Genomic DNA, 14,727 nt, shown 5'->3' on the forward strand with positions numbered 1-14,727 from the left:
AGAGGTTGAAGCGGCTGATCGTGCCGCCGTCCTCGCGGAGCTGGTGGACGATCGGCAGCAGCGGTACGTCACCGACGCCGTCGGAGTCGGCGACGGGTGCCGCGATCGCCGGCGCCGCACCGGCGACGGTGGCCGCCAGGGCGGCCGGGGTGCGGTGCTCGAAGACGTCGCGCGGGGTCACCGGCAGGCCCGCCTTGCGGGCGCGGCTGGAGACCGCCATGGACAGGATGCTGTCGCCGCCCAGGACGAAGAAGTCCTCGTCGGCGTCGACCCCGTCGATGCCGAGCACCTCGGCGAAGATGCCGCACAGCTGCTGCTCGCGGCCTTCGCGTGCGCTCGCGTGACGGCTGCGCCTGGGCGCCTCGGGGGCGGGCAGGGCCTTGAGGTCGGTCTTCCCGCCGGGGGTGAGCGGCAGCGCGTCGAGCCGTACGAAGTGGCTGGGCACCATGGGCGCGGGCAGCGAGTCGCTCAGCGCGGCGCGTACGGCCTCGGTGTCCAGGTCCCGCGCACCGGCGGCCGGGACCAGGTAGGCCACCAGCTGCTTGACTCCCCGCTCGTCGTCGCGTGCCACGACGACGGCCTCGGCGACGGCCGGCTCGTCGCGCAGCCGGGCTTCGATTTCCCCGAGCTCCACCCGGTTACCCCTGATCTTGACCTGGTGGTCGGTGCGCCCGAGGTAGGTGAGCACACCGTCTCCACTGAACTGAACCATGTCTCCGGTGCGGTACATCCTCCCTCCTTGCCCGCCATCGGGCAGGAGGGGCCCATCCGGACCGCCGAACGGATCGGCGACGAAACGCTCCGCGGTCAGCGCGGCGCGTCCGTGATAGCCGCGGGCCAGTTGTGCGCCCGCGATGTAGAGCTCGCCCGGCTCGCCCTCCGCGACGGGTCGCAGATGGCGGTCGAGGACGTAGAGGCGGGTGTTCCACACCGGCCGCCCGATGGGCACGGTCGACCCGGCCGGGGCCGGGCCCGCTTCCCAGCTCGTGACCTGGATGACGGCCTCGGTGGGTCCGTACACGTTGAACAGCGGTACTCCGGTGCGCTCCTGCCAACGACGGGCGAGCGGAACCGGCAGGGCCTCACCGCCGCTGAACGCGCGGCGCAGGCTCGCCCACCACTCCCCCGCCTCGTCCTCGGCCAGCAGCGCGCCGTAGAGGGAGGGCACGAGGTCGACGCCGGTGACCCGCTCGCCGCGGATCAGGTCGACGAGGTACGCCGGGTCCCGGTGTCCGTCCGGCCGGGCGATCACCACGGTGCCGCCGGTGAGCAGCGGCGTGAAGATCTCCAGTACGGACGGGTCGAAGCTGGTCGAGTACTGGTGCAGCACCCGCTCGTCGGGTCCGTACCCGAAGTGCTCGGCGGTCCACAGGAGTTGGCCGACGACCGCGCGGTGCGGGACGACGACGCCCTTGGGGCGGCCGGTGGAGCCGGAGGTGTAGATCACGTACGCGGCGCTGTCCGGGTGGACGGCTGCGGACACAGGACCGGATACGGGATCGGCGCCGGCCGTCTCCTCGCCGACGACGACGTGGGTCACACCGTCGAGTGCGGGCAGCCGGGTCCGGGACGCGGCGGTGACGACGACGGTGCGCGCCCCGGAGTCCTCGAGCAGGTACCGCACCCGGTCGGCCGGGTAGTCGACGTCGACCGGCAGGTAGGCGGCGCCCGCCTTGAGCACGCCGAGCATCGCGATCAGCGTCTCGGCCGACCGGGGCACGGCGACGGCGACGACGGACTCGGGCGTCACGCCCCGGGCGAGCAGCCTTCCGGCCACTGCCTCGGCGCGCGCGTCCAGTTCGGCGTAGGTCGTCCGTCCCGCCTCGTGGATCAGCGCGGTCGCGTCCGGGGTCCGGCGGGCCTGCCGGGTGAAGGCCGCATGCAGCGTGTCGCCGGGCAGGGCGTGGTCCGCGCCGGCCAGACGGTCGAGGCCGGTCCGCTCCTCGTCGGGGGTGCGCAGCGCGAGCCCAGCCACCGGGCGGAGCGGGTCCGTGACGAGCTGGTCGAGCAGGGCGAGCAGCCGGTCGGCGAACCGGCGGGCGGCCGCCGGGTCGAGGCGCGCCGGATCGTGGTCGAGGCGCAGCCGGAGCCGTTCACCGGGCAGGACGGTGAGGGCCAGCGGGTAGTGGACGGCGTCGCGGATGTGCGAGCCGGTGATCCGGACCAGTCCGGCCGGGTCGCAGGGCTCGCCCGCCTCGGGGAGGTTCTCGACGACGACCAGTGCTTCGAACAACTCGCCGCGTCCCACGGCTCGCTGGATGTCGGCGAGGCCCACGTGCTGGTGGTCGAGCAGCTCGGCCTGCTCGTCCTGGAACCGCGAGAGGACGTCGACGAGCGACTGCTCGGGGCGCCACCGCAGCCGCGCGGGAAGGGTGTTGATGAGGAGGCCGACGAGCCTCTCCACTCCTTCGACGGCGGCCTGGCGGCCCGAGACGGTGCTGCCGAAGACCAGGTCGCGGGTGCCGGTGACGTCCCCGAGCAGGAGCCCGAAGCCGCCCTGGACGACGCTGCCGAGCGTCAGTCCCAGCGCGCGGGCCCGTGCGGTGAGGGCGGCGGTGTCCGCCGCGGTCAGCTCCACGGCGATCGTGCCGGTCCGGCGCTCGCCGGTGTCCGCACCACCTCGTACGGGGAGCCTGGCCGGGCCGTCGTACCCGGCGAGGGCGTCGCGCCAGGCGCTCAGCGCGCCGTCCCGGTCGCGTGCGGCGAGCCAGCCGGCGTACGCCCGGTACGCCGGGTCCTCCCCCGGCCGAGGAGCCTCGCCGCCGGGCCGGTAGCCGCTGAGGAGTTCGCGCATGAGGAGCGACACCGACCAGCCGTCCACCACGATGTGATGCAGCGTCAGCACCAGCTGGGAACGCTCGGCGCCGTGGCGGATCAGGGCGGCCCGCAGCAGGGGCGGGACGGCCAGGTCGAATCCTTCCGCCCGCTCCTGCGCCTCGATGGCGTCGGCGGTCGTCGCACGATGGTCAGGGTCCTGGCCGGACAGGTCGTCGAAGCGCCAGGGCAGGGTGACGCGCTCGCCGATGAGCTGCACGATCCTGCCGTCCGGCAGCTGGTGGAAGGCGGCGCGCAGCAGCGGGTGGCGGTCGAGGAGGCCCTGGACGGCGAGCCGCAGCACCTCCGGGTCGACGTCGCCGGCCAGTTCGACGGTGTCCTGCACGGCGTATCCGTCGGCGCCCGTCTCGTCGACGGAGGCGTGGAAGTAGAAGCCCTGCTGGAGCGGAGTGGCCAAAACGGCGTCCACGAGGCCCGGGACGGCGGCCTCGCACTCGGCGCGCTCGGCGTCGGTGAGCGTGACGAGCGAGAACGGGGCGGGCACGTCACCGCTCAGGGCGCGAGGCGTGTCCGCCGCCTCTCCCGTGAGGCGGGCGAGTGCCGCGACCGTACGGTGCCGGAACACATCGCGCGGGGTGAGCGCGAAACCGGCCTCGCGGGCGCGGTTCACGAGCTGGATCGCCACGATGCTGTCGCCGCCCAGCTCGAAGAAGCTGTCGTGGACGCCCACCGACGGCAGACCGAGGACGTCGGCGAACAGCCCGGCGAGCGCGGTCTCCGCGGGGGTGGTGGGCGCGTCGTCGCCGCCCATCGCCGTCCACCGGGGCGCGGGCAGGGCGCGGCGGTCGAGCTTGCCGTTGGGCGTCAGCGGCAGGGCTCCGTCGAGGCGCACGACGGCGGACGGAACCATGTAGTCCGGGAGGGTGCCGGCGATCCGGGCACGGGCCTCGGCCACGGCGGCCTCGGCGTCCGGACCGGCACCGTGGGCAGCGGCCGCACCGGCGCCGGCCTCCGCGACCAGGTAGGCGACGAGCCGCTTCACGTTCCGGTGGTCCTCGCGGACGAGGACGGCGGCCTGGGCGATGCCGGGGCAGGCCATGAAGGCGCTCTCGATCTCGCCGGGCTCGATGCGGTGGCCGCGGATCTTGATCTGGCCGTCCGCGCGGCCGAGGAACTCGAGGTTGCCGTCGGCGCCCCAGCGCACCCGGTCGCCGGTCCGGTACATGCGCGTGCCCGGCCCGCCGAACGGGTCGGCCACGAAGCGCTCCGAGGTGAGCCCGGCCCGGCCCAGGTAGCCGCGGGCGAGGCCGCGCCCGGCGATGTACAGCTCGCCCTCGGTGCCGACGGGGACGGGGCGGAGAGCCGAGTCGAGCACGTAGGCACGGGTGTTGGGGTCGGGGACGCCGATCGGGGCGGGGCCCGGACGGTCGGCGTCGGAGACCCACAGCGTGGAGTTGACGCTCGCCTCGGTGAGACCGTAGGCGACGACGACCTGGACATGCCCGGCCCAGCGGGCGATCAGTTCGCTGGGAACCGCTTCGGTGCCGACGATCAGCACAGAGCCGTCGGGGAGTTCGCAGTCCTGCGGGAGCGCCGAGACGAGCGACGGCGGCAGGATCATGTGGGTGGCGCGGTGGCGCGCGATGTAGTCGGTGAGGGCCGGCCCGGCGACGCGACGCTCGGTGGGGACGACGATGATCCGGCCGCCGACGCACAGCGACATGATCAGGTCCCAGACGGTGACGTCGAAGCCGACGGACGCGAACTGCACGACGCGGCTGTCGGCGGTGATGCCGATGCGGTCGGTGGCGGTGGCGATGAGGCTGCCGACGCCGTCGTGCGGGACGACGACACCCTTGGGGCGTCCGGTGGAGCCCGAGGTGTAGATGACGTACGCGGCCTGATGCAGGGCGACGGCCACACCGGGGTCGGTCTCGTCGTGGGTGGCGCACTCGGCGGCCACGGACGGCTCGTCGAGCAGGACATGCACGACGCCCGGCGCGGCGGGCAGATCCGCGGACAGCTCGCGTGTGGTCACGACGGTCCGGGCGCCCGCGTCGGTGAGCATGTACGCGATCCGGTCCTGCGGGTGGTCGGCGTCCAGCGGCAGGTACGCCGCCCCTGCCTTCATCACGGCCAGCAGGGAGATCACGAGTTCCGGGGAGCGGGGCAGCGCCACGGCGACGACGTCCTCGCGGCCGACGCCCCGGGCGGCGAGGAGCCGGGCGAGGCGGTTCGCGGCGGCGTTGAGCTCCGCGTACGACAGTTCACGGTCCTCGTACACCAGGGCGACGGCGTCCGGTGTGCTCCGTACCTGCCGCTCGAAGGATGCGGGCCAGGAGAGTTCGGCCACCTCGCGGGGTGCCACGCCGAACTCGTCGAGCAGCCGCGCGCGTTCGGCGCCGGTGGTGAGTTCGAGATGTCCGACCCGGCAGGTCAGGTCCCGGGCGAAAGCGTGGAGCAGCATGAGGAAACGCCGCTCGTGCTCGATCAGCTTCTCTTCGTCGCACGTGTCGGCGTCGGCGTCGAGCAGGACGCGCAGCCCCTGGCCGGCCTGGAAGTCGCCGAACGTGATGGCGAGGTCGCTGACCGGGCCGAGCCACATCGGGGCGAGGTCGGCGTCGAGGTCGCCGAAGCGGATCCGCTCACCGCTGGGGAGGATGTTGACCGTGGGGCCGACGAGCTCCTGCACACCGTCGACGAGCCCGAGGTCCCGGGCCAGGTCCTCGGCGCGGTGACGGCTGTGGGTGACGGTCTCGGCGACCGCCGTACCGACCGCCGCCACCAGCTGGACGCCGGTCATGTCGGGACGGACGGTGAGGCGCAGCGGCAGGATGTTGGAAACCATGCCGGGGATGTGCCGGGTCGCCGGGTCCTGCCGGGTGGTGACGGGCAGGCCGAGGACCAGGTCCTGTTCGCCGGTGGTCCGGTGCAGGTAGGCGGCGACGGCGGACAGCAGGATGCGGGAGAGCTGGACGCCTGCGGTGGCCGCGGCGTCGCGGAGCTGTGCGACGGCGGGCGCCGCGAGCTCGGCCGTGCGGCGCAGACGCCGCTTGGTCATCCCCGACGACCGCTCGACGAGCCGCACGGGTTCGGGCCGGTCGCCCAGGCGCCGCAGCCAGTACGCGCGGTCCTCCCCGTGCTCTGCGGAGACGCGGTAGGCGGCGTCCGCGTCGACCAGCCGGGAGAGCGACCAGTCGGGGGCGGTGGCCCGGTCGCCATGGGTGTAGAGGTCACCGGCACGGCCGGAGATCCGGATGATGCCGACGCCGTCGATGACGATGTGGTGGTAGCGCTGGTACCACCAGACGCGGTCGTCCGCGAGGCGGAGCAGCGCGTGGGCGTAGAGCGGGGCGGACGCGAGGTCGGTGGGGCGGTCCCGCTCGGCCTCGGCCCACCGGTGGGCCGCATCCAGAGGGTCGGACTCGCCACGCAGGTCGACGGTCGGGACGTCGACCGGGACGGACGATGCCACCTGGCGCGGTACGCCGTTGTCGCCGACGATCCGGACGTGCAGGCTCTCGGCCTCCTCGACTGTCTGCCGGACGGCGGCGGCCAGGCGGTCCAGGTCGATGTCTCCGCGCAGGTCGAGGACGAACGAGACGTTGTAGGCCGAACTCTCCGGCTCGATCTGCTGGGCGAGCCAGATGCCGGATTGCCCGCCGGTGACGGGGGTACCGGCAGCGACTGTCCGGTCCGACTCGGCGTCAAACATCGTTCGCGGGGCCTTTCCCTGGTGGTGCGTCAGTGGTGGGTCGTCACGTGGTGTCGGCCGTGAGCAGCGGCACGATCTCGTCGAGGGCGCAGGAGATCGACAGGGACGGTGTCGAAGGAGAGCGCGGCGCCGGTGTCCGGGCTGTCGTACGGGAGGAACAGGTCCCGCTGCTCCCCCACTTCTCCGTCGTCCACGGCCGCCTGCCGTACGGCTGCTCCCCGAATTCCTTCACCTTCATGGGTGCTCCGGGGCGCGTTTCACACCCGCCCGGTGGGCACGGCCACCTGCGGGTACCCCCACGGCCGCCAGGCCGTGGGGGAGGGCGGAGCGGCCCAGAGAGGTGCCGCCGGGAGGCGGCACCTTGGCCGGACCTACTTGATGGCCTCGAGCCTCGGCACGACCTGGTCGATGGCGTACGGGATCGACAGGACCGTGTTGAAGGAGAGCGCGGCGCCGATGTCCGGGCTGTCGTACGGGAGGAACAGGTCCCGCTTCTCCTGGTGGACCTTGGTCTTCTTGTACAGCGGATCGGCCTTCATGACCTTCTCGGTGTCCGGGGTGCCCAGCCACACGGTGCGGTCGGCCTCCATGACGTCGAGGCGCTCGACGCTGAGGTCCGCGATGTTCTCCTTGCCGAGGGCGGCACGGTACTTCTCGGAGGTGGTGAAGCCCATCTCCGACAGGAAGATGACCTTCGGGTCCTTCGGGGAGAACGCGGAGAACTTGCCCGCCTCGTAGGGCTCGCCGACGGTGACGGTCTTGCCCTTCCACTCCGGGTGCTTGTCGCGGACGGCCTTGAAGCGGGCGTCGATGCCGGCGATCAGCTGCTCGGTCTCGGCGTCCTTGCCCAGCGCCTTGCCGATCTGCCGGGTCATGTCCTGCCAGGGCGCCTGGTAGTCCTCGTGGCCCTTGGGCTGCGCGACGACCTTGGCGATCTTGGAGATCGTGTCGTACTGCTCCTTCTTCATGCCCGAGTACTGCGCGATGATCAGATCCGGCTTCAGCGCCGCGATCTTCTCCACGTTGTACTCGTCACGCTCACCGACGATCTGCGGCGGCGTCGAACCCCACTTGTCCTTCGTCCACGGCCACTTGCCGTACGGCTGCTCCTTGAACCAGTCCACCGAACCCACCGGCTTCACACCCAGCGCAAGCACCGCGTCCTGATCCGACAGACCCAGCGTGACGACCTTCTTGGGCTCCGCCTCGATCGTCGTGCTGCCGTACTTGTGCTCGACCGTCACCGGGAAAGCAGCGGACTTAGCGCTCCCCGACGGCTTCGACTCGGCCTTCTCCGAACCGCCCCCACAGGCGGTCAGAGCGAACGCGGCGACAGCCGCCACAGCGGCACGGGGGAGGTGTCTGACGAGCCGCGTCAGTGCGGGGCGTGTACCAGTGGACACGGTGGTTCCTTTCACGGGGGTTTCACGGTGCGTGCTGCGTGCCCGGGCCGCCGCGTACGACGGCGCTACCGGCGGACCGGGCGGGCTGTGGGGGGCTGGACCGGAGGGGAGTCCCTTGCGCGGGGTCCCCTGGGCAGGGCTCAGCGGACGGCGCCGGCTCCGTCGGCTACCGGCGTGACCTCGACGAGGTCGGGCTTCGGCTCCCGCTCGACGATCGAGTCGAGGATCTCGCCGACCCGGATCGCGGTGTTGGACAGCAGGGAGGACGTGATGCCGTGGGTGTGCTCGGTGCCACCCTGCAGGTAGATGCCGCAGCGCAGTTCGGGGTCGGTCGCAAGACGGTAGTCGCGCTCGACGCGGACGCGGCCCTGGTCGTCACGGTGACAGCGGTCCGCGACCGGACCGAGGAGGCCGAGGGCGTCGGCGCTCGCGTAACCGGTGGCGCACACGACGACGTCGGCGTCCAGCCGGCTCTCCTCCCCGGTGACCAGGGAGGTGATGGTGGCGCTGACCGAGTCGGCCGTCTCCGTGACGTCGGTGAGGCGGGAGACGTTCAGGAAGCGGAGTCGCTCGGCGCCGAGGACCTTCTCCTGGTACGCCTGCCGGTACAGGTCGTCGATCAGGTCGATGTCCACCACGGAGTAGTTGGTGTTGCCGTGATAGTCCATCAGCTTGCGCTTGATGTCGTCGGGTGCCGTGTAGTACTCGTCGACCGCCGCGGGGTCGAAGATGCGGTTGGCGAAGCTGCTGTCGTCGGCCGGGCTGTACCCGTAGCGCGAGAAGACGGCGCAGACCTCGGCGTCGGGGAAGCGGCGGTGCAGGTAGGCGACGTTCTCGGCCGCGCTCTGCCCGGCGCCGACGACGATGAAGCGGGAGGGGTCGGTGCCCTCCAGGCCGTCCACCTTGGCGAGCAGGTCGGAGTTGTGCCAGACGCGGTCGGTCCGCTCGACGCCCTCCGGCATGAGGGGGCGCAGCCCCGTGCCGATGACGAGGTTGCGGGCCCGGTGGACGACGGTCTCCGCTCCGCACCGCGCCGTCACGTCGAGGTACTCCACCACACCGTCGCGGACGACGGGCTCGACGGAGACGACCTCGTGGCTGTACGAGACCATGTCGTCGACCTTCGCCGCGGCCCACTCGAAGTAGTCGTGGAACTCCACGCGCAGCGGGAAGAGGTTCTTGTGGTTGACGAAGTCGATCAGCCGGCCCTTGCTCTGCAGGTAGCAGAGGAAGCTGTACTCGCTGCTCGGGTTGCGGAGCGTCACCAGGTCCTTGAGGAAGGAGACCTGCATGGTCGCGTCGTCGATGAGCATGCCGCGGTGCCAGCCGAACCGGGGCTGCCGCTCGAAGAAGTGAGCGGTGACCGCCTCCTGCCTTCCGACGCGTGCGTTGTGCTCGCTGAGCGCGATCGCCATGGCCACATTGGACGGCCCGAAGCCGATGCCTATGAGGTCGTGGATCAGTGGTGCGTCGTCAGGAAGAGTCTGAGACATGTCACTCCCATCGTGCGGGACAGCCGCCTGTCAGGCGTGCTGTCAGGCGTGGGGGAACGGCGGAGCCCAGGCACACCGGTAACCCGGCCGCCGAGCGGAACTTAGGTAAAGCTAACCTGATCTGGCCAGACTGTCGACGGGGCAAAACGGACACCGACGCCGTTCCCGCGCCAACTGGGGCCGAAATCAGGACTCGTTGCATCCTTAGGTAAGGCTTGCTTTACTAAGCCCGGTCAGTCGCTTTCCTGAGGAGGAACCCCCATGCGGGTCGTCATGTTCGGTTATCAGACCTGGGGCCACCGCACCCTGCAGGCGCTCCTGGACTCCGAGCACGACGTGGTCGCGGTCGTGACGCACCCGAAGAGTGAGCACGCCTACGAGAAGATCTGGAGCGATTCCGTCGCCGACCTCGCCGAGGAGCACGGCGTCCCGGTGATCATCCGCAACCGGCCCGACGACGAGGAGCTCTTCCAGCAGCTCAAGGAGGCCGACCCGGACATCATCGTGGCCAACAACTGGCGCACCTGGATCCCGCCGCGCATCTACACCCTGCCCCGGCACGGCACGCTGAACGTCCACGACTCGCTGCTGCCCAAGTACGCCGGGTTCTCGCCGCTGATCTGGGCCCTCATCAACGGCGAGCCCGAAGTCGGCGTCACGGCCCACATGATGGACGAGGAGCTCGACGCCGGCGACATCGTCATGCAGCACGCGGTCACCGTCGAGCCCACGGACACGGCCACCGACCTCTTCCACAAGACGGTCGACCTCATCGCCCCGGTCACCATCGGCGCCCTCGACCTGATCGCCTCCGGACAGACCGAGTTCACCAAGCAGGACCGTTCGCAGGCCACCTTCTTCCACAAGCGGGCCGAAGAGGACATCCGGATCAACTGGGACTGGCCCGCCGAGGTCCTGGAGCGCCTGGTCCGCGCCCAGTCCGCCCCCTACCCGAGCGCCTTCACCTTCCACAAGGGGAAGCGGCTCGAGATCCTCTCCGCCGTCGTGTCCGAAGGCCGCTACGGCGGTACCCCGGGCCGCATCTTCTACCGGGAGGGCGAGGGCGTGGCGATCGTCGCCGGCGCCGATGCCCGCACGGGCCGCAACCACGGCCTGGCGATCACCCGCGTGCGGACCGAGGACGGCCGGGAGATGCCCGCGACCGAGTACTTCACCTCCATGGGCGGCTACCTGACCAGCCGTCCCTGACGGCTGGGATCCCCAAAGACCACCGGCCCACCCCGGACGGTCCCGGGGTGGGCCGGCATCTTCCCCAAGCGGCATGCGGTTGTACCCGCAACGTCACGTGGACGGTCGGACAGGCAGGGCCTCCGGATCATCTGATCATCGGTTCATGTGCGTCGTTGTCTCCATACACTGACGGTCATGGCATGCCGCATCAGTGAGCTGGTCATCGACGCCGCCGACCCCGACCGGCTCGCCGCATTCTGGAGCAAGGTCCTCGGCTACGTCGAAATCGACCGGGAGGACGACGGAAGCATCGCGATCGGGCCGCCCGACGCCGGGTTCGGCGGAGCGCTGCCCATCGTCGTCCTCAGCCCCAGCAATGAGCCGCGGACCGGGAAGCTCCGAGTGCACATCGACGTCAACGCCACCGACCGCGACCAGGACGCCGAGCTGGAGCGGCTGCTCGCTCTCGGCGCCAGGCCCGTCGACGTCGGCCAGACCGGCACCGAGAGCTGGCACGTCCTGGCCGACCCGGAAGGCAACGAATTCTGCCTCCTGCGCACCCGGCTCCAGCCCCTGTGACCACGTGCGTCCTGGCGCCAAGCCGCTCGGCCGTTGAGTGAGGCCGGGGGTTTGCTCGTCCGTGTCAGCGCCCGAGCCTGCGCGTGAGTTCCGCCGTTTCAGGCGGGGCGGCCACGTGAGACGGCCTCGTGACGTCACGGGTCGGCGTCCGGCCGGGTCGCCCTGTAGCGCGACCCGGCCGTCACCGTGCTCGGCCGGCCGTCAGTGCGCGGCCGGGTTGGCCACGCTGATCGTCAGGTCGTCACCGGTGTCGCCGGTGACCGTGACCTTCACCCCGTGGCCCGCGACCTTGACACTGGCCTGCGGGGCCGACGTGTCGTAGTACGCGTTCGGGTCGGTGTCGTCGAAGACCGCGATGCCCGGGACCGAGGGCGCGCAGGCCGCCTTCGTCACGACCGTCTGCTGCTGTCCCTTGCCCGACAGGACCTCCTTGTGGAGGCAGGTCGCGTCGGTGGCCTCCAGGCCGAAGGTCGCGTCGAACGGCTGGCGCCGGTTGCTCGGCGCGGTGCCGTCGTCGTACCTGAACGGCGCCGGGCGGGCGTCGACGGCCATGGCCGCGCCGCCGCCGGGATGCGAGCTGACGTTGTTGTCGTCGTACGACCGGTCGACGTACCAGACGAGCATGCCGTTCTGGTACTTGAAGAACTCCACCCAGTCGGGTGCCGTGATGCCCTTGCTGAACTGGTACGGGCCTTCGGCCAGGAGCGCGTCGCTGCCGACGTACTCGCGGTTCTCGACCAGGTAGTAGCGCGGGTACGTGGCCGTCTCCGTGCCGGTCGAGATCTTCCACCTTCCGGTCGCCGTCCAGCCGCCCACGCCCTGCTCGACGTCGTCGGTGGCCAGCGTCGTACCGCCGGAGGCCAGGGTGATGTCGTCCAGGAACGCGCCGGCGAAGTGCACGCCGCCGTCGGTCTGGTAGCGGAAGCGGAACAGCGAGGGCTTGCCCTGGGAGTCGTACGCGTAGCGCAGCGTCGTCCACTTGCCGGCGGAGGAGCCGTCGACGGCCGCGCCCGCGCGGAGCCAGTTCGCCCCGCCGTCGAGCGAGTACTCGGCGAAGAGGTAGTCGAAGTCGGCCTCGATCTCGTACCAGGCGCTCGCCGTGACGGTGACACGTGAGGCGGCCGGCACGGAGCGGGTGAGGGACTGGTTCAGGCCGTCGGCCGAGCCGGTCCACCAGGCGTGCGTGCCCGAGGTGGGGGTGGTGTACGTGGTGCTGCTCGTCTTGTCGGGCAGCGCGACGCGGACGGCCTGCTCCTTGCCGGTGACCTGGAACTGCGCCGGGTTCAGGGTGTACGTGCCGGTGGCGCCGAGCGGCGCGTCGGCGTAGTCGAGCCAGCCGAGGAAGAGTTTCTCCTCGGCGCCCATCAGGCCCGGGTGGGTGCCGATGCCGGCGCCCGCGGCAGCGCCGTGGCTCAGCCAGGAGCCGGAGCTCATCAGGGTCCAGAAGGCGGTGGAGTTCTCGCCGCCGGCGGTGTCGTAGTAGTCCGGCAGGCCGAGGTCGTGGCCGAACTCGTGGCAGAAGACGCCGAGTCCGCCGTTCTCGCCCTCGGTGGTGTAGTCGCCGAGCCAGTACTTCGACTGGCCGATACGGGCGCCGCCGGCCTTGTTCTGCGTACCGGCCACGTCCGGGCCGGTCAGGCCGTAGTCGTCGCCGTTGACGTACCAGCGGTGCGACCAGATGGCGTCCTCGCCCTGCGCGCCGCCGCCCGCGTCCTCGCCCATGCCGGCGTGCACGGCCTGGAAGTGGTCGATGTAGCCGTCGGCCTCGTCGAAGTTGCCGTCGTGGTCCCAGTCGTTGCGGTCCCAGACGTCGAACTGGGCGAGGTAGGCATCGATCTCGGCGGGGGTCTTTCCTGCCGCGATCCGGGCGTTCCACCACGCGTCGCCGGTGTCCTGGACGAAGGCCCACGAACCGCCGTTGTCCTCAATGGCGTTGTCACCGTAGAAGGAGGCGTTGTACGGGACCTTGACCCAGTCCTCGACGGTGTTGGTCACCGAGTAGCGGCCGCCCGAGAGGTTCTCGTAGTACGTCTTCATCGACTCGCCGGAGCCGTTGAAGAGGTTCTCGTAGTACGCCTTGTCGAAATCCGCCGTCCAGGCGTTGGAGTTGTCCACGCTCCGGTCCGGCTGGGCTATCTGGTTGTGCAGGGGGCCGGGGGTGGAACCGTACCGTCCGGCGCTCTGGTCGCCGAACTCGGAGAGGATGGTGAAGATCTTCTCCTGGCGTACGGCCGTGGTGGTCTCGGTCTCCACGAACTTGCCGGGCGCGACCTCGACGACGCCCCGGGCATTCGCCTTGGCCTTCCCCTTGGCGATCTTGTCGATCGCCTGCTCGCGCAGCTCGGTGCGCTGCTTCGTGAGCGGTCCGGGGCGATTGTCGGAGCGGTGCGCGGTGGCGGCTCCCGAGGCTTTCGGCGACGTGTCCGCGGCCTCCTGCGCGGCGGCGGGCTGCAGCCCCGCCGCGAGGAGAGCGGTGAGCGCCGACCCTAGGGTCATGCCCACGACAGATCTCTTCACGTTGCGATCCCTTTCGCATGCATGCGTCGCATGGCTCGCGTGGTTCCGTGTGGTGCTCGGGGTCTCCCCAGGCCCTCAGGGCAGGGGAAGGATCGCCTGGGGGAACGATCGCCGCAGAGTCTGGCACGAATGGAGTCGTCCCGAGGAGGGGAGAAACCGTCATTCCGCCGGGACTTGCCGGGTACGGCGCAAGGACGTCCCGCGCGGCGCACGCCGGCGACCATCATGGTCGGGACCCGAGGGGCCGTGGGCTCAGCCTGCGGGCGAACCCCAAGGCTTCTGGCCTCCGTTCAGGAGGAAGCTGCCAGCCGGCCACCCGGTTGATCCGGTGGCTCCTGCCACCCCCTCCCCGGAGCCCTGTCTGTGAGCAATGGCTCACACAACACCCCCACCCCTGACCACTTCAAGCGCCAGACAGCAGGCCGACCCAGGCCCTCGGCCCGACGCACAAGGCGGAGCAGGACGGGGAGGCTGGCCCGCTGATCCTGCCGGACGAGACCGTTCAGTATGACGCGCGCAGATGAGCATTGCCCCGCGCCCCGTCGCCGCGGCCACTGCCTCGTGCCCCAGGCCCCACATGTTTCCGGCCCCCTCGACGATGCGTCGAGGGGGGCCGGAGTTGGTAGCGGGGACAGGATTTGAACCTGCGACCTCTGGGTTATGAGCCCAGCGAGCTACCGAGCTGCTCCACCCCGCGTCGGTGATGCCTACCCTACGGCACGGGCAGGACGGTCCCGTACCGCAGGCGCTGCGGTCGGGCTGCCCGGGCAGGAAGAAGCGAGGCTCCTGCAGGGGAACCGAACCACCCAGGTCCATGCTCGAGCTCGTGCCACCGGCCGCGAGCTCTCGTTCCCGATTTTGCAGACGATCCGGGTCAAGGACGGGCGGATCTCTGAAGTCCGCCCTTTCTACTGGGACACCGAGGCAATCGCTGACGCCTGCGGCCCTGGCCGCCCGAAGCCGTCCGTAAGCACACTGATCACAGACACTCATTGATTACTGCAATCAGCACCTCGATCAAAGGGCCGGGAAATGTCGGTGAGAACTAACACCG

Annotated in this window: 6 protein-coding genes, 1 tRNA gene and 3 pseudogenes; 3 read left to right on the forward strand and 7 right to left on the reverse strand. The window is 70.8% G+C overall.

Translation table 11 applies throughout. From position 1 onward, the window contains the following. Window positions 1-187: 187 nt before the first annotated feature. From QFZ82_RS39680 to QFZ82_RS05855, 5 genes and pseudogenes are all read right to left on the reverse strand, one after another. Window positions 188-448: pseudogene (locus QFZ82_RS39680) on the reverse strand (phosphopantetheine-binding protein); the annotation flags it as partial. Next, a pseudogene (locus QFZ82_RS39685) lies at window positions 434-6,490 on the reverse strand (amino acid adenylation domain-containing protein); the annotation flags it as partial. The pseudogenes QFZ82_RS39685 and QFZ82_RS39680, both read right to left, overlap by 15 nt. 43 nt (window positions 6,491-6,533) lie before the next feature. Beyond that, window positions 6,534-6,728, reverse strand: a complete 195-nt coding sequence (locus QFZ82_RS05845) for a hypothetical protein (RefSeq protein WP_307712105.1) — start codon at window positions 6,726-6,728, stop codon at window positions 6,534-6,536. A gap of 133 nt (window positions 6,729-6,861) precedes the next feature. Beyond that, a complete protein-coding gene (locus tag QFZ82_RS05850; protein WP_307712106.1) occupies window positions 6,862-7,893 on the reverse strand; it encodes an iron-siderophore ABC transporter substrate-binding protein in 1,032 nt (343 codons plus the stop codon). Between the two features lie 140 nt (window positions 7,894-8,033). Further along, complete coding sequence (locus QFZ82_RS05855) at window positions 8,034-9,386, reverse strand: lysine N(6)-hydroxylase/L-ornithine N(5)-oxygenase family protein (protein ID WP_307712107.1); 1,353 nt, start codon at window positions 9,384-9,386, stop codon at window positions 8,034-8,036. A gap of 261 nt (window positions 9,387-9,647) precedes the next feature. On the opposite strand from QFZ82_RS05855, the gene QFZ82_RS05860 reads away from it, so the two are divergent. Together QFZ82_RS05860 and QFZ82_RS05865 are read left to right on the forward strand one after the other, a co-directional pair. After that, a complete protein-coding gene (locus QFZ82_RS05860; protein ID WP_307712108.1) occupies window positions 9,648-10,595 on the forward strand; it encodes a methionyl-tRNA formyltransferase in 948 nt (315 codons plus the stop codon). Window positions 10,596-10,772: 177 nt separating this feature from the next. Then, complete coding sequence (locus QFZ82_RS05865; RefSeq protein ID WP_307712109.1) at window positions 10,773-11,156, forward strand: VOC family protein; 384 nt, start codon at window positions 10,773-10,775, stop codon at window positions 11,154-11,156. Window positions 11,157-11,357: 201 nt separating this feature from the next. Here the strand turns inward: QFZ82_RS05865 and QFZ82_RS05870 are convergent, their stop codons facing one another. Then, a complete protein-coding gene (locus QFZ82_RS05870) occupies window positions 11,358-13,673 on the reverse strand; it encodes an immune inhibitor A domain-containing protein (RefSeq protein ID WP_307712110.1) in 2,316 nt (771 codons plus the stop codon). 620 nt (window positions 13,674-14,293) lie between these two features. After that, window positions 14,294-14,370, reverse strand: a tRNA-Met gene (locus tag QFZ82_RS05875). 107 nt (window positions 14,371-14,477) lie between these two features. Between QFZ82_RS05875 and QFZ82_RS05880 the strand changes: the two are divergent. Continuing rightward, a pseudogene (locus tag QFZ82_RS05880) lies at window positions 14,478-14,669 on the forward strand (nuclear transport factor 2 family protein); the annotation flags it as partial. Window positions 14,670-14,727 lie beyond the last annotated feature (58 nt).

Source organism: Streptomyces sp. V4I23 (genome assembly GCF_030817975.1).
Classification (GTDB): Bacteria; Actinomycetota; Actinomycetes; order Streptomycetales; family Streptomycetaceae; genus Streptomyces.

Coding starts and splice junctions, on each gene's coding strand:
- QFZ82_RS05865 (WP_307712109.1), top strand. CDS start 10,773: ATGGCATGCCGCATCAGTGAGCTGGTCATCGACGCCGCCGACCCCGAC.
- QFZ82_RS05860 (WP_307712108.1), top strand. CDS start 9,648: ATGCGGGTCGTCATGTTCGGTTATCAGACCTGGGGCCACCGCACCCTG.
- QFZ82_RS05845 (WP_307712105.1), bottom strand. CDS start 6,728: ATGAAGGTGAAGGAATTCGGGGAGCAGCCGTACGGCAGGCGGCCGTGG.
- QFZ82_RS05855 (WP_307712107.1), bottom strand. CDS start 9,386: ATGTCTCAGACTCTTCCTGACGACGCACCACTGATCCACGACCTCATA.